We start from the raw sequence: 22970 nt of genomic DNA on the forward strand, positions 1-22970 counted from the left end.
TAAAAACCCGGCGCGGAAACCGCGCCGGGTTTTGCATGTCTTCCTTGGGAGAAAAACTCAATCGACGTTGAAGGTCAGCAGCTTTGCCTGGCGGATTGCCGGATTCGCTGTCAGCTTCTTCAGAACGGCATCGTCAACCGCAGCGTCCACATACAGCAGAGCAATGGCATCCCCGCCTTGCTTGTCGCGGCCGAGCTGGAAGTTGGCAATATTGACGCCCGCAGCTCCCAGCGTCGTGCCGATGAAGCCGATCATGCCGGGAACGTCCGTATTGGTGATGTAGATCATGTGACTGCCGACATCGGCGTCCAGATTGATGCCCTTGATCTGAATGAAGCGCGGCTTGCCGTCGGAGAAGACCGTGCCGGCAATCGACCGCGTCATCGTTTCCGTGGTCACCGTCAGCTTGATGTAGCCGTCGAACACGCCCGACTTGTCCCGCTTTACCTCAGAAAGGATGATACCCTTTTCCTTGATCATGATCGGCGCCGAAACCATGTTGACGTCGGCCACCTGCGAACGGATCAGGCCGGCAAGAACCGCCGAGGTTAGAGCCCGAGTGTTCATATTGGCCGTCATGCCGTCATAGAGGATCTCGATTTCCTTGATCGGCTCTTCCGTGACCTGACCGACAAAGGCACCGAGAACATCGGCGAGCTTGATGAACGGCTTCAGGATCGGTGCTTCTTCAGCGGTGATCGATGGCATGTTGATGGCATTCGAAACGGCGCCTTTGACCAGGTAATCGGCCATCTGCTCGGCAACCTGCAAAGCGACGTTCTCCTGCGCTTCCGTGGTCGATGCACCAAGATGCGGCGTGCAGACGACGTTCGGCAGACCGAAGAGAGGGCTTTCCTTGGCGGGCTCGACTTCGAAGACGTCGAAGGCCGCACCGGCCACATGACCGGACCTGATAGCATCGGCAAGGGCGGCCTCATCGACGAGACCCCCGCGGGCGCAGTTGATGATGCGAACGCCGGGCTTGGTCTTGGCAAGCGCTTCCCTGTTCAGGATGCCACGTGTCTTTTCCGTCATCGGCACGTGCAGCGTGATGAAGTCGGCCTGGGCGAGCAATTCGTCGAGCTCTACCTTGGTGACGCCCATTTCCTCGGCACGCTCCTTGGAGAGGAACGGGTCATAGGCGATGACATGCATCTTCAGGCCGATGGCGCGAGCGCAGACGATGGAGCCGATATTGCCGGCGCCAATGACGCCAAGCGTCTTGCCGGTGATTTCGACACCCATGAACTTCGACTTCTCCCACTTGCCGGCCTGCGTCGAGGTGTCGGCAGCCGGAAGCTGGCGCGCGACCGCAAACATCAGCGCGATTGCGTGTTCGGCCGTCGTGATAGAGTTGCCGAACGGCGTGTTCATGACGATGATACCGCGGCGCGATGCGGCCGGGATATCGACATTGTCGACGCCGATACCGGCGCGACCGACAACCTTGAGGTTCTTGGCCGCTTCGATGATCTTCTCCGTCACCTTGGTGGCGGAACGGATGGCGAGACCATCATAATTGCCGATGACCTCGAACAGTCTGTCCTTGTCCTTGCCGAGCTGCGGCTGGAAATCGACTTCGACGCCGCGATCACGGAAGATCTGGACGGCGGTTTCCGACAGTTCGTCGGATACGAGAACGCGAGGTGCCATTAGGGCCTCCTTCAAAGAGTTCAGCGATAAACTTGAATTGGGATTGCGGGGCTCCGCCATCAGGCGGAGCCGAATGCGATCACATCAGGCAGCAGCCTGTGAAAGCGTCGCCTTCTGCGTGGCAAAGGCCCAGGAAAGCCAGGGCATCAGCTTCTGCATGTCGGCGGTTTCGATGGTGGCGCCAGCCCAGATGCGCAGGCCGGACGGAGCGTCACGGTAAGCGCCGATATCGTAGGCGACAGCCTCTTTTTCCAAGAGCGCGACGAGGCCCTTGGCGAAATTCGCCTGACCATCGGCATCGAGAGCCGCAACGTCCTTGTCGACGATCTTCAGGCAGATCGAAGTGTTGGATTCGATCTCCGGCTTGACGGCCAGGTTGGCGATCCAGTCGTTTGCCGCGACGAAATCGGCAATGACTTTCGCATTGGCATCGGCGCGACCAATCAGCGCCTTGAGGCCGCCAAGCTGCTTGGCCCAGAGAAGCGCATCGATATAATCCTCGACGCAGAGCATCGACGGCGTGTTGATCGTTTCGCCTTGAAAAATGCCTTCGATCAGCTTGCCACCCGAGGTCAGGCGGAAGATCTTCGGCAGCGGCCAGGCAGGCTGGTAAGAGACTAGACGCTCCACAGCACGCGGCGACAGGATGAGGATGCCATGCGCGCCCTCGCCGCCCAAAACCTTCTGCCAGGAGAAGGTGACGACATCGAGCTTTGCGAAATCGAGGTTCTGCGCGAAAGCGGCAGAGGTCGCATCGCAGATCGTCAGACCCTTGCGGTCGGCAGGGATGAAGTCGGCGTTAGGAACGCGAACGCCGGACGTCGTGCCATTCCAGGTGAAGACGACGTCACGGTCGAAATCGACGGTCGAAAGGTCGGGAAGTTCGCCATAACCGGCTTCGATCTTGCGAACATCCTTGAGCTTCAGCTGCTTGACGACGTCGGTGACCCAGCCGGCACCAAAGCTTTCCCAGGCGACCATATCGACGCCACGCTCGCCAAGCAGCGACCATAGCGCCATCTCGACAGCGCCGGTATCGGAGGCTGGCACGATGCCGATGCGGTAGTCGGCAGGCACTTCCAGAACTTCGCGGGTGAGATCGATCGCCTGCTTCAGCTTGGCCTTGCCGACTTTCGCACGGTGCGAACGGCCAAGGGCCGCATCGGAAAGAGCTTCGAGCGTCCAACCCGGACGTTTCGCGCAGGGACCAGAAGAAAAATGAGTGTTTTGCGGACGCACGTCCGGCTTTGCGGTATTTGCCATATTGCTACCCTTCCAGATAGATGGCTCCTCGTTGGGGAGGAGTGTCCCGCCGCCGTGTTTATGAGCGAAGCCCCCTATAGTCAAGCGGGAGATGTCGTTTCTGGAGGCTATTTTGCCGCAGCGGCGATCACATCTCCGGTTACGCCGCTCCGCCGGCGGCGCGATCGCGTGTGTTGTGCCGCTCATAGGTGCCGGTATCCGCACTGCCGATGCCGATGAGATGGACGGACAAATGCCGAAGCTTTTTCACAACCTTGCCGGACGTATCCTCATAGGCCTGGGGCGCCTCGCCGAGCAAGCCGGTGTCGCAAAGCCTGTCGTCGGGACGCCGCCGAGATTGCTTGCGGAACTCTACCGCGAATTCGACGCAGACGGCGCTGATGGATACTGCGCCTCGCGAAAGCGGACCGGCGCTGCGCGACAAGGCCAAGGTCATGGCGGCCGCCTATATTGATTGCGTTCTCACGCGGGGGCGTGAAATTCCTGACGTCATCGCCGCGTTGGCAAGTTTCCCCGGAGTTGGAAAAGATCAAGCACGAGTGTCAGACGGTTTTCATGGACCAATGCAGATCCGTGCTCACGCCCTTCGTTGGTGCGGGGACGATCGCTTCAGCCAGCCTGTGGTCAATGCTCGGCGCGGCCGAGGCTCTCTCCTATGCCGCAGCAACAGGCGAGATTATTGCGACGCAAGCGGAAAGCGAGCTGTCCGAAATCATCCTGGCCATGGTTTAGAGAAGCACTCGCTGAGACGAAAAAGCCGCCCTTTCGGACGGCTTTCGATAGCCTTTGAACTTCGCTCTTATTTGTAGACCGGCTGCTGCAGCGGAATTTGCGGAGGTTCGTAGGCGACCGGTTGAGCGCAGCCGTCGAAGAGGTAACGGGCGCCGATGCGGGCTTCGTGGACGTTGATGCCGCGGTCTCGGCCCGGACCGCCGTTTTCGTTGTATCCGAACATGTCGCCGCCATTGATATGCAGGTAGCGGTAGCCGACATCGGCCTTGACATTGCAGGTTACGTCGATCGAGGCACCAGCCATGAGAGCGTAGCTGAAACGCCAGCCGCCGCGACCGCCGTGAATAACTCCGTCATCGCAGCCACTGCCGTCGTCGGCGCAGGCTACATTGTGGAGATCGTCCCACTTGACGTAGGAACCACCGATACCGGCACCGACATAGGGTGTGAAGTAGGCGTAAGTGCCGAGGTCGACGTAAGCGTTGGCCAGTAGCGTATAGGCCGTCATCGACGATACATCGCGCGAAGTACATGAGACGACGCATGCACCGAAGGCCGCACCGCCGCCAGTCGTCGAGCCGTGGAAATCTGAATTGGTGAGGTAATCGAAGGTGAGGTCGGTACGCAGATAGTTGTTGATCTGGTAGCCGACACCGCCGCCGATCATCCAGGTGTCATCCAGATCAGCATGGTCGAAATCAGCTTCAAGAGCATTGCTTCCCTGGAAGAACTTCGCACCGCGCAGGTCGGTGAAAGCGTACCCGATATCACCACGCAGATACCAGCCGGTCGATTCGGTGACGGCGACTTCCGGCGGCTGTTCCGGCACGGGCTCGACCGGAGCAAGATCGGCAGAATAGGCATTCGACGCGATCAACAGCGCGGCGAAGATACCGGACAAGGTTCGTTTCATGGATTCACTCCAGTCGGTTGCGTCGGCGTGCTGTGGACCGCCAAACGGATACGCTTTTCATGGATAATGAATCGGAAACGTTAAAAGCTGCTTAACCATAAGAAGTAATTTAAACATTCACGGCAGAACGTGTTTCGAAAAAGTAAATATGGGCCGCCCTTACTGGTTCGACTTCCGGAATCTGCAAAAGGGTAAATAAAAACTGCTCCTCAGCCCGGATGAATATCGCGCCCTGCTCACTGAACAGGTTTCACAGTCGTCGCCCACAAGGCCGAAGCCCCCGCCTGCGGCAACCACACGGCCCGGCTCGCGCAACGCCAATAAAAAAGCCGGCTCGAAGGCCGGCTTTCAATCTCTTTTCTGTCGCTTTCAGGCGGCGCTGCGCACGCTTGAAATCGTGCCGATCAGGTCGTTGACGATCCGCTCAATCTGCGCGCGGTCGTCGCCTTCCGCCATCACACGGATTAGCGGCTCGGTGCCGGACGGACGAATGACGAGGCGGCCATTCTTGGAAAGCTCGGCTTCCGCATCGGCAATTGCCTTGACCACTTGCAGGTCCTCCAACGGCTTGCCGCCGCTGATGCGAACATTGCGCAGGAGCTGCGGCACCGGCTCGAAACGACGGCAGACTTCGCTGACTGTTTTGCCCGTGCGCTTGACAGCCGCCAGGATCTGCAGGGCAGCAACGAGACCGTCACCGGTCGTGCCATAATCCGAAAGCACGATATGGCCGGACTGCTCGCCACCAACATTGTAATTGTGCTGGCGCATGTGCTCCACGACATAGCGGTCGCCAACCTTCGTGCGGGCGAGACCGAGGCCCTTGTCCTCGAGGAAGCGCTCGAGACCGAGATTGGACATGACGGTCGCAACGATGCCGCTACCGCGCAGCTGCTGGCTCTCGGCCCAGCTTTCGGCGATGACGGCCATCAGCTGATCGCCATCGACGATCGAGCCATTCTCATCGACGATGATGACACGGTCTGCATCGCCGTCGAGCGCAATACCGATATCGGCCCGCACCTCGTCGACCTTCTTCTGCAGCGCGACCGGGCTCGTGGAGCCGCAATTCAGATTGATGTTCGTGCCATTCGGATCGTTGCCGATCGTCACGACGTCGGCGCCGAGTTCCCAGAGAACGGCAGGCGCCACCTTGTAGGCCGCACCATTGGCACAGTCGACCGCGACACGCAGGCCCTGCAGGGTCACATCGCGTGGCAAGGTGCGTTTGACGTGTTCGAGATAACGGTAAATATCGCCATCGACGCGCTTGGCGCGGCCGATTTCCTCAGCTTTGGCAAGCTGTCCCGAAAGGTCCTTGTCGAGCAGGTCTTCAATCTGTGCTTCGAGATCATCGGAGAGCTTGTAGCCATCAGGACCGAAAAGCTTGATACCGTTATCCTCGAACGGATTGTGCGACGCCGAAATCATCACGCCGATATCGCATCGCAGAGAACGCGTCAGCATGGCAACCGCAGGCGTCGGAATAGGACCAAGCAAGAACACATCGAGCCCCGCCGCAGTAAAGCCGGCCACCAGGGCATTCTCCAGCATGTACCCCGACAGGCGCGTGTCCTTGCCGATCACCACACGATGACGATGGGCGCCGTTACGAAAAATCGTCCCCGCGGCGATACCGACCCGCATCGCGAGATCTGGCGTCATGGGAAAGATATTAGCCTGGCCTCGGATGCCGTCCGTCCCGAAATAGCGTCTTTTCATATGCACTCCTGCGCTTTTGGCGCGCCGTAGAGGCTGCGCATTCCTCAAGCAAGAATCCGGCTTCAAATTCAAAGGCTATCCCCCAAATTTTATCCAGACTTGTCCTTAGTCAGCGGAATGCCACAAAACCGCGTAACCGGCACGTAAATTACCAAGAAAATCGATTATATCCTGTTACTAATATTCAAAGGGCCGGATTCCCTGTGGAAATCCGGCCCTTTAGGAAAATCCCTGTTCAATTTCAGTGGGGCTGAGGCTCCAGCCCGCCCTCGGGTTCATCACCCTTGGAAGCCGGGCGTATGCCGGCTTTCGGAACAGCCGAGCCGCGGCTTGGAGGCGAATCATCGCCAAGATCACGCGCCGGCTTTTCGCCGCGGATGAGCGCCTTGATCTCTTCGCCGGTCAGCGTTTCGTATTCGAGCAGGCCTTCGGCGAGAGCCACGAACTCGTCGTGCTTTTCCGTCAGGATGTCCCTGGCCTGCTGATAGGCCTGGTCGATCAGGCGACGCACCTCGTTGTCGATCTTTTGCGCGGTCGCTTCAGAGACGTTCTTCGACTGCGAAACCGAATGACCCAGGAAGACCTCCTGCTGGTTCTCGCCATAGGCAACCTGGCCGAGCTCGTCGGAGAAGCCCCACTGGGTGACCATCGCACGAGCAAGCTTGGTTGCCTGCTCGATGTCGGAGGAAGCACCTGATGTGATGTTCTCCTTGCCGAAGGTGAGTTCTTCGGCAACGCGGCCGCCCATCATGATGCAGAGACGCGAAATCATCCACTTATAGCTCATCGAGTAGCGATCGCCCTCGGGAAGCTGCATGACCATGCCGAGTGCTCGGCCGCGCGGAATGATCGTTGCCTTGTGCAGCGGATCGGCGACAGCAACGTTCAGCGCGGTGATGGCGTGACCAGCCTCGTGATAGGCTGTGAGCTTCTTTTCCGCTTCGGTCATAGCCGAAGAGCGGCGCTCGGCACCCATCATGATCTTGTCCTTGGCGTCTTCGAATTCCTGCATGGTGACGACGCGCTTGTTGCGCCGCGCGGCCATGAGGGCTGCTTCGTTGACGAGGTTCATCAGGTCGGCACCGGAGAAACCGGGCGTACCACGAGCCAGAACCTTGAGATCGACGTTCGGAGCCAGCGGGACGTTGCGGGCATGAACCTTCAGGATGCGCTCGCGGCCGACGATATCAGGGTTCGGGACGACGACCTGACGGTCGAAGCGGCCCGGGCGCAAGAGTGCCGGATCGAGAACGTCAGGACGGTTTGTCGCAGCGATCAGGATGATGCCTTCATTGGCTTCGAAGCCATCCATCTCCACCAACAGCTGGTTCAACGTCTGTTCGCGTTCATCGTTACCGCCGCCGAGACCGGCGCCACGATGGCGGCCGACAGCGTCGATTTCGTCGATGAAGATGATGCAAGGCGCATTCTTCTTGGCCTGCTCGAACATATCGCGGACGCGGCTTGCGCCGACGCCGACGAACATTTCGACAAAATCGGAGCCGGAAATGGTAAAGAACGGCACGTTGGCTTCGCCGGCAACCGAGCGGGCGAGCAGCGTTTTACCGGTACCCGGAGGGCCGACGAGCAGAACGCCGCGCGGGATCTTGCCGCCGAGGCGCTGGAACTTCTGCGGATCGCGCAGGAACTCGACGATTTCTTCCAGATCCTGCTTGGCCTCATCCACGCCGGCGACATCATCGAAGGTCACGCGGCCATGCGCTTCCGTCAGAAGCTTGGCCTTGGACTTGCCGAAGCCCATCGCGCCACGAGAGCCGCCCTGCATCTGCCGCATGAAGAACAGCCAGACGCCGAGGATCAAAAGCATCGGCAGCAGAGTTCCGAGATAGCTCAGAAAGCCGGAGGAACCGTCAGTTTCCGGGCGCGCAGTGACAGCGACATTCTTGGACTGCAGGCGGTCAAGTAGATTGCCGTCGACAACGGGCGAATAGGTCTGGAAGGTATTGTTGTTTTCCAGATATGTCCCCGTCAGCCTGTTACCAGTGACCACGACATCCTTCACGCGGCCCGCATCCACCTCACGCAGGAACTGCGAATAGGGGATCTCGCGCGAACCCGTCTGCGCTGGAGCCGTCTGAAACATACTGAAGAGGGCGATCAGCAGAAGCGCTATGATCGCCCACAAGGCGAAATTACGTAAGTTAGGGTTCATCGAACTCCCCAGCACTGGACAGTCGCCTCATGGCGACCGTCGTATTTGGTCTCTAACATAGGGTTGCCCCGAGCCATTGCCAAGGCGATCCACTCTGTCAGATCATTTTTCCGTCAATACTTCTTAAAGGCGGCTCCGCATAGGGCGCCCTTGAGAAAACTGCCGAAAGCCTCTCGGCAAAGGTGAAGTCAAATCTTGTCAAAAAGCGGTCGAAGGGGGCAAAATGGGGCGTTAAGTCGACGGATTGGGCATATTTGGCTGACAAGGGGCTTTCATCGGCCAATAAAGCCGGCGCTGAGCCGGCAGCACGATTCCATGCCGACTTGGGAAGATGCGCAACATGATCCCCCGTCATTCCTGAATTGGCAATAGCCTCGACACGAACTGCCGCTCTCGATCTGTTGCGCACACGAAACCGCCCATCCCAAATCCCAGCCTCTCCCGGCTGGAGCGTCAGAGGCAGCAACCCGCGGCCCTCACGCGCAAGATAGAGGCCGTCGCGTCGCAAATCGAAGACCACCCTTCCGATAGTCAAGCGTCCGGGCTTGCCACCGGTAGCAAATGTGAGAAGTCGCTCCATCTGCTCCCTCCCCGGCACAAAAGGCTGCCCGCCAAAGACCGCCGTCAGACGACCGAGTACGTAGCCGAGCACCGCGTGATTCTGCCTCAATCCATCAGGCATCACGTGTCCGAGCAAGCCACCGTGAAGCGCGAAATAGCGCCTTAGCCATTCGGCTCCCGTCGCCGAGAGAACCAGCCGCTCTTCCCAGCCGCCACCGATGTCCCCTTCTGCATCTCTATCCGCTGAAAGCTCCCGGCGTGCCCGCACGCGCTCATATTTCACATCCTCGTTGCTGGGATCGTCGATCCACGACACGGCTCGTGCATTCAAGAAAGCGCGGATATCTGCTCGGCTGGAAAAAAGCAGCGGCCGCAGGATCCAGAAACGCCGGTCGAAGAGCACCGCATCTGCGATACCTGTAGAAATCTGTTCCGTCCGTTTGCTCCGCATCTGCAGCGTTTCGCGCTGATCGTCGAGCGTATGCCCTGTCACGATGAGGTTGGCATCGAGCGCTTCCGCGGCCTCGGCAAGAAGATCGTAACGAGCCTCTCGCGCCGCGGCCATGATACCGGATTTCGGCTTCTCGCCCTGCCAGACCATTGTTCGGTGTGGAATGCTTATCGATGCGCAGAAAGCAGCGACCTGGCGCGCCTCTTCTGCAGATCCGCTGCGCAAAGCGTGATCGACGGTCGCAGCACAAAGGGAAATTGAGAGATTAGGAGCAGCCTTCAGCGCTTCGCAGAGCAGCAGGAGCAGGCCGGTGGAATCACTTCCGCCCGAAATTGCAACCAGAATGCGCGCAGGCGTTCTCAGTAAACGGAGGAAACGGCCAATTGCCGCCTCAGGAGACATCAGACTTTCCGGAAACAAGCCGGAAGACCCTTAGCAGGCGAGACGCTTCTGTTCGCTCGCGACCTTGTTTATGACGGCACGAGAGGCCTTTGGATACCGCTTGCTGACTTCGCGCAGGGTAGCGCAGGCAGTGTCGGTATTGTCGAGCGCAGCAAGCGACATTCCAAGCTTCAGCAGCATCTCGGGCGCCTTTTCGGAGGTCGCGTATTTCTGATGCGCGTTTAGGAAGGTCTTGGCGGCTTCGTTGAACTTGCCCTGCGAATAAAGCGCTTCTCCGAGCCAGAAATTGGCGTCCGCTGCACGCGAGCTGTTCGGATAATGGGAAATATACTGCGTGAATTCTTGCTCAGCCGTGCCATAGTCGCCGGAAAGCACATGGCCGTAGGCTGCCTTGTACTGCTCGGACTCGCTGCCGAGGGAGGCGGTCTGCTGCGGCGCTGTCGCATCCGGCAGCGGCGCCGAACCGACCGTCGCATTCTTGTTCAAAGTATTGCCAATGGCATTCCCATTCTGATCAAAATCGATGGAGCCAAGTTCGCGCGGCGGCTGGCCGAGGCCGCCATTGGTCGGCACATCGGTGGAGGGAGCCGTTTCGGCTCCCTGTGGGGCTTGAATAACCTTGGCGATATCGTCACCACCTCCGGATGCCGGTGGAGCGACATCGGCTTCGCTCTTCTTCACTGGCGCCTTGGCAGCACCGCCGCCACTTGCGCCGCCGCCCGTCTTTTCGAGCTGCTGGAAGCGGAACTCATTGTCTTCCTGCTGCTTGCGGATCGTCTCCTGCATCTGGAGGAGCTGATAGCTCATTTCCTCGATACGACCGTTCAACTGCCGCATCTGATCTTCCATCTGCTGGATGCGGACTTCCGCCCCGCTGCTCTGCACGTTGACAACAGGTGCTGCCGGCTGGCTCTGTTGCGCGGATTGGCCGCCGATGCGCAAGCCGAAGAACGAAGCGGAATAAGCCGCTCGCTCGCTCCCGGTCACGGCCGCAAGGCACAGCATGCCTGCCACGACTAGTTTCTTCATTTTTGTATCGTCCTGTCCCAGTGATTCTTCGCGCCCCAATGGCACGAACAGGAGATTTTTCCAATTGCTGTCAAAAAGCAACGGAGTCTGGCCAAAGTGTGGTCAAAAAGAAAGGCGGCCCGCAAGCGAGCCGCCTCGTCAAAATCCGGCTTTTGCCGAAATTACGTGCCTGCGCCGCCGAGAACAGTAACGGCACGGCGGTTCTGCGACCAGCAGGAAATATCATCGCAGACGGCGACCGGACGTTCCTTGCCGTAGGAGATCGTCTTCATGCGTTGGGCCGGAATGCCACGCGAAGCGAGATAATCCTTGGTAGCAGCAGCGCGACGGGCACCGAGAGCCAGGTTGTATTCGCGCGTGCCGCGTTCGTCGGCATGACCTTCGATGGTGATCTGGTAGTTCGGGTAACGACCAAGCCACTGGGCCTGACGGTCGAGCGTCTGGGCCGCGTCAGCGCGGATCGAGGTCGAGTCGGTGTCGAAGAAGATGCGATCGCCGACATTGACCGTGAAGTCCTGGGCGGAACCCGGCGTTGCCGCACCGGCACCGAGGCCGATGTCGCCGGCGCTGTTCGGCATATTCTTCTTGTTGGCGCAGCTCGCCAGAGCGAGGCCTGCGACAAGCGCGATCATGACGGGGTTGCGGGCGAAATTCTGCATGCGGCTCATTGCCGGGGTGTGAATTCGGCTCATGGCCGGGTCTCCTTGCGACTTCAATCAGGGTTGCCGGACAGTAACCGCACTCGGTTAACCGGCCCTCAAAGATTATGGTTAACGATTTGCTGATTTGTCCCTGCTTCGCCCATTTTCAGGACTTTGCGGCGACATAAAGGCGGCATTCTGCCCATCCACTACTCCAGAAGCGGCGACCAAGCCGGGTCAGATGCGTAGGACGGGGTCTTGATAGGTTGTTCATTGTAGCCAGTCAGATCAATCGAGTAGAGTTGCGGACCACCCGCACCTGCGGCCTGGCGGAAGAACATGATAACGCGGCCATTCGGCGCCCAGGTCGGGCCTTCATTGTGGAAGCCGGTCGTCAGGATGCGCTCGCCCGAGCCATCAGGCTTCATGACGCCGATCGAGAACTTGCCGCCCGACTGCTTGGTGAAGGCGATCAGGTCGCCGCGCGGCGACCAGACTGGCGTGGAGTAACGGCCATCGCCGAAGGAAATGCGGGTCTGACCGGACCCATCGGCATTCATGACATAGATCTGCGACTGTCCGCCGCGATCGCTTTCGAAGGCGATACGGTTGCCGTCGGGCGAATAGGAGGGTGAAGTATCGATCGCAGCCGTGGACGTCAGGCGCGTCGTGGTACGCGAACGCAGGTCCATCGTATAAATGTTCGAGTTGCCTTCCTGCTGCAGACTCATGATGACCTTTTGGCCATCGGGAGAAAAGCGCGGCGAGAAGGTCATGCCCGGGAAGTTGCCGACGACTTCGCGCTGCCCGGTTTCGAGCTGCAGCAGATAGACCCGCGGCTGTTGGTTGGCGAAGGACATGTAGGTGACTTCCTGCCGGCTCGGCGAGAAGCGCGGCGTCAAAACGAGGTCGCTGCCATCGGTCAGCATGCGCACGTTGAACCCGTCCTGGTCCATGATCGCCAGCTGACGCTTGCGCTGCTGCTTGGTGCCGGACTCGGAAACGAAGACGACGCGTGTGTCGAAGTAACCCTCTTCACCGGTGATCTGCTTATAGATGGCGTCGGCGATGATGTGGGCGACGCGGCGCCAGTTCTCCGGTTGCGTATAGAACTGCTGACCGGTCATCTGCTGGCCGGCGAAGGTGTCCCACAGACGGAATTCAGCGCGAAGACGGCCATCCGCCTCCTGGGTGACGCGACCGGTTACCAACGCTTGAGCGTTGATGACCTTCCAGTCTTCAAAGCGAGGAGCGGCATCCGGATTGGAAATCTTCTCGATGAATGCGGTCTTGCTGATTGGCGCAAACAGGCCGGATCGCTGCAGGTCGGCCGCGATAACCTGCGAAACCTGAGCGCCCATGTCGCCCTGAAGGAAATCCGTCACGGCGATCGGCAGCGGTTGGATGTTACCCTTGTTGATATTAATCTCGACGCGTGCGCTCGCCGGAGTCGTGAAAATAGCGACCCCAACCAGGCCGGCAACGACCATCAGGATGCGGATGAGGGAACACTTGACCATATCAAAACAAGCCTTTCAGCGCTTTATAGGTTCAGTTGGCTGGTGTCGAAGTTCAAAATGACTTCCTTCCAGGCATCGTATTTGTCTTTTGGAAGCATCGTGTAAGGACCCGCGCGGGTAATTGCGCGAAGAGCGGCCTCGGTAATGATTTTCCGTGTGCGCTCGCTACCCCCACTGACCTCCGCGTCGGGGGTGCCTATAACGCGACCCTCCTTATCAAGGCGCACGTGAAAGCTTAGATGAACGTTTCCCGCGTCCTTTAAGTCGCCAGGAAGGACAAAACGATTTTCAATGGCATTTCGCATCGCATTGATAACTGTGACAGTTAAAATCGGTACTTTTCGATCGCCTTTTTCACCGCTTTTCGTTTCCGCGTACACGCAAAGCGGAAACGAAAAAATGGCCGTGAACATCGTCAGGATCCCGATGGCTTTCGGGAGATGGCATAGGCTTTTCAGCATCTAGATTCCCAAATCACTTGCATCGAAGTTGAGAACCAATTCGTTCCAGCCGTTTTCGCCCTCGTATTTGTCCGCTGGCAGATTTTTAAGTGGAGATGATTTCATAACGGCACGATAGACGCTGCTCTTAAGCGCCTGACGTGTTGAATCAGGACCGCCTGTCGCAATAACCTCTGGCTCACCAACAACGTTGCCGGCCTGATCAAGTTGGACACGGACCTGAAGCTGTACTTCGTTGGCACCGGCCAAACCTGAGACAACCGTCCAGTTGCCAGAAATCTGACCGCGCACCGCGTCGATCTCGCTCTGGCTGAGTTTAGCACCACCGTTGCTCTTCTTCGCGCCCAGTGATGCTTCCTGCGTCGATCGTTTGGCGCCGCCGGCAGATGGATCCGTTTTGTTCAGCAGCGCGGAAATCTCGTCGGCATTGAAGTCGCTCTTCATTGAAGAAGCAGCTTTCGCAACTTCCTGCTTCTTGTCGGCTTTCTTCTTGTCCGTCGGCGTTTCAGCAGCCTTCGGCTGGTCCGGTGTCTTTTCGGACGGCTTTTCAGCCGGCTTCTGTTCCGGCGGCTTAACCTGCGGCTTGACGACCGGAGTCGGCACCTTGTCCGGCAATGCCTCCGCATCCGGCTTCGGCGGTTCTGCGGGCTTGGCCTGTTCTTCCGGCGGCTTTTCCTCAGGCTTCGGCGGCGTGATTTCCGCGGGCTTGGTCTGCGGTATGGAAGCGACTTCCTTCGGCTGCTCGACCTCGGTCTCTTCTTTGTTGACTTCCTTGACGTCGTTGGGCTTCGGGTCGATCTGCGGCTGCGGCTTGTCGCTCGAATTGGCTGCGGCGGCCTCGCTATTGCTCGGCTTGGCATTCGGGACCGGCGGCGTCTTCAGATCGGCATTGTTGTTGCCGGCATTGTCGGCCGGCTGCGGGATCGGTGGCCGTGTCGTCGGCACCGGCGCGGAAGTCTCCTTCTTCGGAGCCTTCTTGTCACCCTGCTGCATCTGCGTGATGGATTCCACCGGCACGAGATCGACCGGCATTGCCTCGAAATCCTCCACCTTGAAGGATTCCGGGGCGCTCAGCGAAACCAGCGCCCAGGTAAGCACCAGCCCGTGCAGAACCGCAGATGTGACGACGCTGGTCTTCATATTGAGCGTTACTGGTCCTTCTTCTGCTGTGTCACGAGGCCGATATTCTTGAAGCCGGCGCCCTGGATGCGGGCCATGACGTCAGCAATCACGCCATAAGGCGCAGTCGCATCGCCGCGCACGAAGATGCGCTCGTTGTAGCCGGTGGTCGCGATCGCCTCGAGCTTTGCAGCAATTTCCTCAGCCGGGATCGGCGTTTCCTGCAAATAGACTTCGCCGCTGTTCTTGACCGAGATCGTGATCGGCTGCGTCTCGGAATTCAGCGCCTTCGCCTGCGTTTCCGGCAGATCGATCGGCACGCCGACAGTCATCATCGGTGCGGCCACCATGAAGATGATGAGCAGCACGAGCATGACGTCGACGAGCGGCGTCACGTTAATTTCGGAGATCACACCCTTGTTGCGGCCACCGCGGCGGCGGCGTCCGCCGCCTCCTCCGCTATTGCCGCCTACAGCCATACCCATGGTCGTCTACTCCGTTACTGCGCAGCCTGGCGCGGTTGCAGCTTCTCGTCGATCTGGCGCGAAAGGATGGCGGAGAATTCATCCGCAAATCCTTCCATGCGACCCGAGAGCTTGCTGGCGTCAGCGGAGAACTTGTTGTAGGCGATAACCGCCGGGATAGCGGCGACGAGACCGATGGCGGTTGCGAGAAGCGCTTCCGCAATACCGGGTGCCACGACCGCGAGGTTGGTCGACTTCGAGCCGGCGATAGCCTGAAACGAGGTCATGATACCGACAACCGTCCCGAAGAGACCGATGAACGGACCGGCCGAACCGATGGTCGCCAGCGACCCAAGGCGGGCCGAAAGATATTCGGACTCACGGGCGAGCGTCACGTCCATAGCGCGGTCGATACGCATCTGCAGGCCGATCGGCGAGCGCGCACCGCGCTCGAAGGACTTTTTCCATTCGCGCATCGCCGAAACGAAAATTGCCGCAAGGCCGGTATTGTTGCGCTCGGACAGCGTTCGGTAGAGTTCTTCAAGCGATTGGCCCGACCAGAAAACCTGCTCGAACTTGTCGAACTGGCGACGGGCACGGCCGTAAGCCAGATATTTGTCGATGACGATCGCCCAGGTCCATACCGAAGCCGCGATAAGGCCGAGCATGACCAGCTTGACGACGATGCCGGCCTGCATGAAAAGCGACCAGAGGCTGACGTCGGTCGTGGCTGCTGCCAATCCTACTTGTTCCATAGATCCAAAATCCCCGAATCCAAACGCCCGGCGCTTGACCGGGCGGCACAAAGTGATCACGCAAGAATGTCTGGCGGCCGCCGCCCAAAGCCCTGGTCAAGCTTCCAAGCTCTTCTTCCGCCTTCCTTGCCGTCAAATTTGGTCAAAGGAAGGCGTGCGTCGCACAAACTCCGACTCCGCGAGTAAGACACCATTATGGTTAATAGATCGTTAGTGCCAGACTTTGACAGCGCAAATGTCGCGGGAGATTTTGTCCTGGATTACTTAACCGGAATATTGTCCGGCTGCTGAACACAGCGCTCATCTTGCAGCGCGAAATTCCTTCCCATGAAATTCAAGTTTTTACAAGCCCTCGCCCTGCCCAACCTGACGCAGGTATGGGCATTATCCCGGCCCTTTAACTTTCAGGTATAAGCATCTGCCTGGCCAGCGCCTCCGGTAGCCGGCGCGGCCGGCCCTTGGCATTGATGACGGCAATGATCACCCTGGCTGATATCAGCAGCGTGTCATCACGGCGGATTTCCTGATTGAGGACCATCTTGGCGCCGCCGGCCTTTTCCGTATGGGTCAGCACAGTCAAAATGTTGTCCATGCGAGCCGGGCTCTTGAAATCGATCTCCATGCGGTGCACGACGAAAACCAGTCCTTCCTCGTCGGCATTGACGAGTTCGCGCTGCTCGACACCGAGGCAGCGCAGATAGTCGGTTCGGCCGCGCTCAAGGAAATGCAGATAACGTGCGTGGTAGACCAGACCGGAGAAATCCGTATCTTCATAATAGACCCGTTGCATGAGTCGATGGCCCGCTTCCGTAAGTTCGCCGGAAATAGAAAAACCGTGTTCCGCCATAATTTTCTCCAAACTTTCCGGCCCTCTTTGACGCAACACTTCTCGACAGGCAAGCATTGAACAATTGTCATATTCCCTAACTATTCCCGTTAGGACGCAACCCATGAGGAGCCGGTGGCATGAAGATTGCGGTGATGGGCGGAGACGGATTCATCGGCTGGCCAACCTCGCTACACCTCTCCGATGCCGGGCATGACGTCCACATCCTCGACAATCTCTCCCGCCGCTGGATCGATACCGAACTTGGTGTCCAGTCTCTGACTCCGATGGACTCCATTCAGGAGCGCACCCGCATCTGGCATGCCGAGACCGGCCGACGCATTCACTTCAATCTCATCGATCTCGCCCGCGACTACGAACTACTGAAGAAGTGGCTCGCCGAAAACCGGCCAGATGCGATCATCCATTTCGCGGAGCAACGCGCCGCCCCCTATTCGATGAAGAGCGACCGCCACAAGAATTACACGGTCAACAACAATGTCAGCGCAACGCATAATCTTTTGAACGCGCTGGTCGAGCTGCAGCTCGATGCCCATCTGGTCCATTTGGGCACCATGGGCGTCTATGGCTATTCGACGGTCGGTGCTGCGATCCCGGAAGGTTATCTGCCTGTCGGCATAGAGACGATGGGCGGCGAGACCGTCTCCCAGGAAATCCTCTACCCGTCCAATCCCGGCTCGATCTACCATATGACCAAGTGCCTGGATCAGCTTCTCTTCCAGTTCTACGCCAAGAACGACGGCCTCAGGATTACCGATCTGCATCAGGGCATCGTCTGGGGCACCCATACCGAACAGACGCGCCGCCATCCGCAGCTCATCAATCGCTTCGATTATGACGGCGACTACGGCACGGTGCTGAACCGTTTCCTCATTCAGGCAGCCATCGGCTATCCCTTGACCGTCCACGGCACGGGCGGCCAGACGCGCGCCTTCATTCATATCCAGGATTCGGTCCGTTGCATCGAGCTGGCGTTGAAGAACCCGCCCGCCCGCGGCTCGCGCGTCGAAATCTTCAACCAGATGACGGAAACCCATCGCGTGCGCGACCTCGCGGAAATGATCGCCGGGATGAGCGGCTCCGAAATCGCCTGGCTGCCCAATCCGCGCAAGGAAGCTGCCGATAACGAGCTGGTCGTCAAGAACGATAAATTCCTCGGCCTTGGCCTCGATCCGATTACCCTGCAGGCAGGCCTGCTTGACGAGATTGTCGAAGTCGCCAGGAAATTTGCCTATCGTGTCGATCGCTCCCGCGTCCCGGCCGTGTCAGCCTGGACGAAGGATATCGCCGCAATGGTCAATCACGATCCCGAAGGCAAGCGGCTGAAGTCGGTATCATGATCCGCGCTTTTATCTTGACGCGCTGGCCGCGCATGATTGAGGGGGCTTGCGGGAGCGCCCGCCGTCCATGATCCCCGCGCCGCACTTCGCCTACGTCACACTCGTCACCAATGCCGACTACGCAATGGGCGCGACCGCGCTGGCGAACTCCTTGCGCCGCACCGGCACCGAAGCTGCGATCGTCGTGCTGCATACCGGCGGCGTCGATGCCACTGCCCTCGCCCCCTTGGAGACTCTCGGTTGCCGCCTGGTCGAAGTCGAGCATCTGCCATTGTCGGACGCCTTCAACGAGCGCCATGCCCGCGGCAATCTCCACTCCGCCGCCCCCTTCACCAAGGGCCGCAAGCCGGCCTTTCATTCGCCGCTGGATAATTTCTGCAAGCTTCGCCTCTGGAAGCTCGTTGAATATGAACGCTGCGTTTTCATCGATGCCGATGCAATCGTCCTGAAGAATATCGACAAGCTTTTCGCCTACCCGGAATTCTCCGCGGCGCCGAATGTCTATGAGAGCCTTGCCGACTTCCGCCGGCTGAATTCCGGCGTCTTCGTCGCCCGTCCTTCGGAAGAAACCTTTCGGCAGATGCTCGAACTGCTGGATCAGCCCGATGTCTTCTGGCGACGCACAGACCAGACTTTCCTTGAGACGTTCTTCCCCGGCTGGCATGGCCTGCCAGTCTATTTCAACATGTTGCAATATGTGTGGTTCACAATGCCGGCCCTTTGGGAATGGAAGAGCATTTCGATCCTGCACTATCAGTATGAAAAACCGTGGGAAAAAGATCATCCCAAGGCCACGAGGCTACAACCTTTGATCGATTTGTGGCATTGTTTCCATACTGGTGGCCACGTGCCGGAGATTGCATCTCTGGCCAATCCGGATGAGGCGGCATGAAAATACTGGTATCAGGCGGAACGGGCCTCGTCGGACACTATATCGTCGAAGAGCTGCTTTCTGCCGGATATCAGGTGATTATCGGCGGGCGACGCGCGCCGCTTCCCCAGGCCTTCTCCCGTCCGGTCGATTTCGCCCCGCTTTCGCTCGATCCGGACGAGGACGATATCGGCGCCTTCGATGACGCCTATTTCTTCGTACACGCCGCCTTCAGCCACGTCGAAGGAAAATATCGCGGCGGCGAAGGCGATGACCCGAAGGCGTTTCACCGCCTGAACCTCGACGGCACCGTAAAACTCTTCGAGGAGGCAAGACGTGCAGGCACCCGCCGCTGCATCTTCATCTCCACCCGCGCCGCCTACGGCGAGCATGCACCGGGCACCGAGCTTTTCGAAGCCATGCCCGCCACGCCGGAAACTCTTTACGGTCAGGTTAAGCTCGATGCGGAACGCACGCTCTCCCATCTTTCCGGACCAGGCTTTGCGGGAGTAAGCCTGCGGACAACAGGCGTTTACGGTGACCGTTCTCCAAGCAAATGGGATCGATTGATCGACGACTATCTGAGCGGCCGGCCTGTTTCCCCGCGCGCGGGGACCGAGGTACATGGTCGCGATCTCGGCCGTGCCGTGCGGCTGATGTTGGAAACAGAAAGCGCCCGAATCTCCGGCGAAGTCTTCAACGTCTCCGATATCGCTATCGATACCAGGGATATCCTTTCGCCGATCCGGCACCGCGCCCACTGTCCCTTCCCGCTGCCCGAAGCAGCGGGCAAGACAGAGCTTTGCGCCATGAACACAGGTAAGATCCGCGCCCTTGGCTGGAAGCCTGGCGGCATGCCCCTTTTTGAACAAACGATGCAGCAATTGGCCGGCAAACAAGGGGTTCCGCGCCCCAGTTCCACGCAAGTCTGATATGGCAAAGTATGCCTCAAATGTTATCGGGGGTATATTATGCAGGTCGCAACCGTCTCGGCGTCCACCATTCTGCGCGGCACTCACCCAGCACAATCCGGCGTTTCGTCCACGAGCAACGAACCCGATACCGGCGTATTGAAGATCCAACGGCAATCGCTTGCGCTGGAGCAGGTGCGCAATTCGCTCGCAAGTTCGGCCGACGATGCGAAGAGCCGTGCCCAGCGCAAGCTCGAAGAAGCCAAGCAGGAGCTGCAGGCGCTGAAGACGGCAGGCTTTCCGCCGGAGGTGATCGCTCGTCTTGCCGCCGAACTTGCGCGCAAGGTCGGCGCCGCGGCCTCCGAATTTGCTTCAGCTGTGGCAACCGGCGGCTCTTCCGACGCAAGTGCCACAATAGGCGCCGCGACCACTGCCGCCGCGACATCGACTGCCGATACGGCAACTGCCGTCGCCGTCGCAAGCGATGCGACGCCCTCCCCCGAGGCAGCACAGAATACCGAGGCGACAACCGAAGAAGCCGGAGACGGCACGGACACGACGGAAACGGATGGCGCCGCCCACGCCCGTAAAGCCTATCAGGAAATTGTCGAAGACGGCCCGAAATCGTCGGCGATTTCAGCCGATGACCGCAAGACGATGGAAGAATTCAAATCCATTGTTCGTGAATTAAAGCAGATCCTCGAAAAGGCGATGCGCGACCTGCGTGAGAAGAACCGCGATGCCACCGTTGAAGGTGCGATCGGAGCCGCCCAATCGGCTGTGAATGGCCTCTCGGCTGTGGCGACAACGGCAACTATCCCCTCCAGCATTGTAATCTAGAAACGCTTGTTTGATGCAATTCTGGCGTAAAGCAGCAGCGCCTTGCTGGAATTGTTTTAGGCTTTCGGAGCTGCTGTCTGTGGCAGGAAATGGATTGTCGTCTGGTTGACGAGCAGGATCAGGCACGCGGCGAAGACGGTCGCAAAGAGCCTGTCTAGCAGCGCGGAGGCCGGCAGAGCATGATCGGCGCTTCCCATCGCCATCATCATCAGTGGTGTCATGACGACCGAATAGGCAAGATAGTTCCTGGCCCGAAGGAAAGGCCTGGCGCCACCTAGCAAGGCGACACTGAGCACGTCGGCCCAGGCCGGCAGGGAGAGGAACGACAAAAATCCAGCACACAAGACGCCGAAAAGCACACCGATCACCCTTTGCGTCGTCCTGAGCGGCAAACGTTCCGGCCGTCGCTCGATCAGCAGCACGAGCGCCAGCCCCGCCCAATGAATGTCATGACCGGGAAAGAACAGGTGAATGAGCGATACCACGCCGAGACAGAAAACCAGCCGTGCGGGATATTGCCAGCCGACCGGCTCCATCAGGGAGCGCCGCAGCCGGTTGAATTTCTGTTTCGCCGTCGGCTTGCGCTCCTCCTCGATCTCTTCTGCCGCATGGCCACGGATGTGCTCGACGACACCAGCCATCAGCATGTGAAGAACGACGGCGAAAAGCGCTCCGCCGATGATGACGGCAAAGATGAACAGCGGATATGCCGTGGTGGTCGAGACGATCCCGCCGATCATCACGAGATAGAAGACAAAACGGATTGAGGCTGCAACCATCGCCCGATCGAAGCCCCCGGCAATGCCGGCAAGCCCCGATATTAGCAACAGGCCAACCTGCCCCGCCCCGCCCAGCCTTCCGAGCCCGCAGGCAAGTCCAGCCGCAAGCATCAGCACCAGCAATGCGGCCCCTGCGCTTGCCGCTTGCACCCTTAGTCGGCCATGCGATACCGTCCCGCTCATTGCCATGCCGCCGATCAGGCCGAGGCCTGTATGATGGCCTCTCGCCGCAAGCAGCGCCGGAACGGCCATGGCAAGCGCTGAGACGGCGATTTCGATCGCTGTCACTTCCTTTTCAGTCGACCAGCGAAAGGCCCCGGCGACGTGATTGAGTGTCTTTTCCATCAACCGTCTCTCAGGCCCGGAATTGGGCTATGGAGAAATAATACGCAGTGCGTACTATATGTCCAGTAGCGACGATACGCCTGCGACACTTATCCTGCGTTCCGTCCTGCTGCTCGGCCGCCGCTTGCGGGCGGCTCGCCCCGAGGGACCTCACAGTCTCTCTACCATCGCCATCCTCGCCACTCTTCGTCGGCTAGGGCCGATGCCCGCCTGGCGTCTTGCTCTGGAGGAGCATCTTCAGCCGCAGTCGGTTACCCGCATCATCGCAGCCCTAGAGCGCGACGGACTGATCAGCCGCATGCGCAGCAAGACCGACCGCCGCGAGATCAAGCTGTCGATCACGCCGCACGGCCGCACGGTATTGTCCGAGGACATAGGCGCTCGCCGCGCTTGGCTGGAAAAAGCGATGAACGATCGCCTGACGCCGGAGGAGTGCAAGAGATTGATGGAAGCCTCGGAAATTATGCTGAAGCTCTCGGATTCCCACATCGAGGATGAGGCGCAATCAGGCGAGGAATAGGCCCTTTTCACCTGTCACAACCACTCGCAACCAGCTATGTTTGCTAGATAGCGATACTGGATTTGAGATGACACCCAAGGAATTGAAGGCTCAATTGCGCGCCGGGCGGCTAGCCGCCCGGGACGCCATCCCGACGGATATTCGTGCAGCCAAAAGTCTCGACATGGCAGCCCATGCCGGCGATGCGATTGCCTTTCCGCCCGGCACCATCATCTCCGGTTTTCTGCCGATCCGTTCGGAAGCCGATCTGCAGCCGCTGATGGCGCGGTGGCGCGGACGCGGCGCTCGCCTCTGCGTGCCCGCAATCGTCGATAAGCAAACCATCGTCTTCCGGGAACTCCTTCACGGCGCGGTACTCATCGACACCGGCTTCGGTACGGTCGGGCCGGGCGAAGATGCTGCTATTCTCGACCCGGAAATCATGCTCGTACCACTGTCGGCCTTCGATTCCCGCGGCCATCGGATCGGCTACGGTGCCGGCCACTATGACCGTGCAATCGACCGTCTCAGGCAAAAAGGCCTCTCGCCGAAGCTGATCGGCATTGCATTTGACTGCCAGGAAGTGGCAGAGGTACCCGCTGAGCCGCATGACATAAGCCTGGATGCCATCCTGACGGAAAGCGGCCTGCGCCATTTTACCTCACGGATTGGATAGGGA

21 protein-coding genes and 1 pseudogene are annotated in these 22970 nt (G+C 59.1%); 7 read left to right on the forward strand and 15 right to left on the reverse strand.

From position 1 onward, the window contains the following. Positions 1-57: 57 nt before the first annotated feature. A complete protein-coding gene (gene serA / locus FHX15_RS15950; protein WP_184398731.1) occupies positions 58-1653 on the reverse strand; it encodes a phosphoglycerate dehydrogenase in 1596 nt (531 codons plus the stop codon). Positions 1654-1737: 84 nt separating this feature from the next. Continuing rightward, the gene (locus FHX15_RS15955; RefSeq protein ID WP_184398733.1) at positions 1738-2916 is read right to left on the reverse strand and encodes a phosphoserine transaminase; all 1179 of its coding nucleotides are present in this window, start codon (positions 2914-2916) and stop codon (positions 1738-1740) included. Between the two features lie 259 nt (positions 2917-3175). Between FHX15_RS15955 and FHX15_RS15960 the strand changes: the two are divergent. After that, positions 3176-3648 (forward strand): annotated as a pseudogene (locus FHX15_RS15960) (TetR/AcrR family transcriptional regulator); the annotation flags it as partial. A 67-nt stretch (positions 3649-3715) separates the two neighbouring features. Here the strand turns inward: FHX15_RS15960 and FHX15_RS15965 are convergent. From FHX15_RS15965 to ybgC, 12 genes are all read right to left on the reverse strand, one after another. Continuing rightward, positions 3716-4561, reverse strand: a complete 846-nt coding sequence (locus FHX15_RS15965) for an outer membrane protein (protein ID WP_184398735.1) — start codon at positions 4559-4561, stop codon at positions 3716-3718. A 369-nt stretch (positions 4562-4930) separates the two neighbouring features. Then, on the reverse strand, positions 4931-6283 hold the full coding sequence (gene glmM, locus FHX15_RS15970; RefSeq protein ID WP_184398737.1) for a phosphoglucosamine mutase: 1353 nt from the start codon (positions 6281-6283) through the stop codon (positions 4931-4933). Between the two features lie 241 nt (positions 6284-6524). After that, a complete protein-coding gene (ftsH, locus tag FHX15_RS15975) occupies positions 6525-8456 on the reverse strand; it encodes an ATP-dependent zinc metalloprotease FtsH (RefSeq protein ID WP_184398738.1) in 1932 nt (643 codons plus the stop codon). A gap of 97 nt (positions 8457-8553) precedes the next feature. After that, the gene (gene tilS / locus FHX15_RS15980; protein WP_409527018.1) at positions 8554-9870 is read right to left on the reverse strand and encodes a tRNA lysidine(34) synthetase TilS; all 1317 of its coding nucleotides are present in this window, start codon (positions 9868-9870) and stop codon (positions 8554-8556) included. A gap of 30 nt (positions 9871-9900) precedes the next feature. After that, positions 9901-10899 carry a tol-pal system protein YbgF gene (ybgF, locus tag FHX15_RS15985; RefSeq protein WP_184398740.1) on the reverse strand — a complete coding sequence of 333 codons (999 nt, stop codon included), beginning with the start codon at positions 10897-10899 and terminating at the stop codon, positions 9901-9903. Between the two features lie 161 nt (positions 10900-11060). After that, complete coding sequence (pal, locus tag FHX15_RS15990) at positions 11061-11591, reverse strand: peptidoglycan-associated lipoprotein Pal (RefSeq protein WP_184398741.1); 531 nt, start codon at positions 11589-11591, stop codon at positions 11061-11063. Positions 11592-11749: 158 nt separating this feature from the next. Next, entirely contained in the window at positions 11750-13060 is a 1311-nt protein-coding gene (gene tolB / locus FHX15_RS15995; RefSeq protein WP_184398742.1) for a Tol-Pal system beta propeller repeat protein TolB, read from the reverse strand. 23 nt (positions 13061-13083) lie between these two features. Next, entirely contained in the window at positions 13084-13521 is a 438-nt protein-coding gene (locus FHX15_RS16000; protein ID WP_184398743.1) for a cell envelope integrity protein TolA, read from the reverse strand. After that, positions 13522-14661: a hypothetical protein gene (locus FHX15_RS16005; RefSeq protein ID WP_184398744.1), complete on the reverse strand. Its 1140-nt coding sequence runs from the start codon at positions 14659-14661 to the stop codon at positions 13522-13524. Between the two features lie 8 nt (positions 14662-14669). Continuing rightward, positions 14670-15125 carry a protein TolR gene (tolR, locus tag FHX15_RS16010; protein WP_007827059.1) on the reverse strand — a complete coding sequence of 152 codons (456 nt, stop codon included), beginning with the start codon at positions 15123-15125 and terminating at the stop codon, positions 14670-14672. Between the two features lie 14 nt (positions 15126-15139). Then, complete coding sequence (tolQ, locus tag FHX15_RS16015) at positions 15140-15859, reverse strand: protein TolQ (protein ID WP_184398745.1); 720 nt, start codon at positions 15857-15859, stop codon at positions 15140-15142. Between the two features lie 397 nt (positions 15860-16256). Next, the gene (ybgC, locus tag FHX15_RS16020; protein ID WP_184398747.1) at positions 16257-16706 is read right to left on the reverse strand and encodes a tol-pal system-associated acyl-CoA thioesterase; all 450 of its coding nucleotides are present in this window, start codon (positions 16704-16706) and stop codon (positions 16257-16259) included. 119 nt (positions 16707-16825) lie between these two features. Here ybgC and FHX15_RS16025 point away from each other — a divergent pair, with 119 nt between their 5' ends. The 4 genes from FHX15_RS16025 (at position 16826) to FHX15_RS16040 (ending at position 20668) form a co-directional block, all read left to right on the forward strand. Beyond that, positions 16826-18046: an NAD-dependent epimerase/dehydratase family protein gene (locus tag FHX15_RS16025; RefSeq protein ID WP_184398748.1), complete on the forward strand. Its 1221-nt coding sequence runs from the start codon at positions 16826-16828 to the stop codon at positions 18044-18046. 67 nt (positions 18047-18113) lie between these two features. Continuing rightward, positions 18114-18938 carry a glycosyltransferase gene (locus FHX15_RS16030; protein WP_184398749.1) on the forward strand — a complete coding sequence of 275 codons (825 nt, stop codon included), beginning with the start codon at positions 18114-18116 and terminating at the stop codon, positions 18936-18938. Beyond that, positions 18935-19849, forward strand: coding sequence for an NAD-dependent epimerase/dehydratase family protein (locus FHX15_RS16035; protein WP_184398750.1), 915 nt, complete (start codon positions 18935-18937; stop codon positions 19847-19849). The genes FHX15_RS16030 and FHX15_RS16035 overlap by 4 nt, the downstream gene beginning before the upstream one ends. Positions 19850-19888: 39 nt before the next feature. After that, positions 19889-20668, forward strand: a complete 780-nt coding sequence (locus FHX15_RS16040; RefSeq protein WP_184398751.1) for a hypothetical protein — start codon at positions 19889-19891, stop codon at positions 20666-20668. 56 nt (positions 20669-20724) lie between these two features. Here the strand turns inward: FHX15_RS16040 and FHX15_RS16045 are convergent, their stop codons facing one another. Continuing rightward, positions 20725-21792, reverse strand: coding sequence for an FUSC family protein (locus FHX15_RS16045; RefSeq protein ID WP_184398752.1), 1068 nt, complete (start codon positions 21790-21792; stop codon positions 20725-20727). A 58-nt stretch (positions 21793-21850) separates the two neighbouring features. Between FHX15_RS16045 and FHX15_RS16050 the strand changes: the two genes are divergently transcribed. Together FHX15_RS16050 and FHX15_RS16055 are read left to right on the forward strand one after the other, a co-directional pair. Then, entirely contained in the window at positions 21851-22312 is a 462-nt protein-coding gene (locus FHX15_RS16050; RefSeq protein WP_184398753.1) for a MarR family winged helix-turn-helix transcriptional regulator, read from the forward strand. Between the two features lie 67 nt (positions 22313-22379). Next, positions 22380-22967: a 5-formyltetrahydrofolate cyclo-ligase gene (locus tag FHX15_RS16055; protein ID WP_184398754.1), complete on the forward strand. Its 588-nt coding sequence runs from the start codon at positions 22380-22382 to the stop codon at positions 22965-22967. The last annotated feature ends 3 nt before the right edge of the window (positions 22968-22970 follow it).

The sequence above is a fragment of the Rhizobium sp. BK650 genome, assembly GCF_014195325.1.
Taxonomy (GTDB): Bacteria; Pseudomonadota; Alphaproteobacteria; order Rhizobiales; family Rhizobiaceae; genus Rhizobium.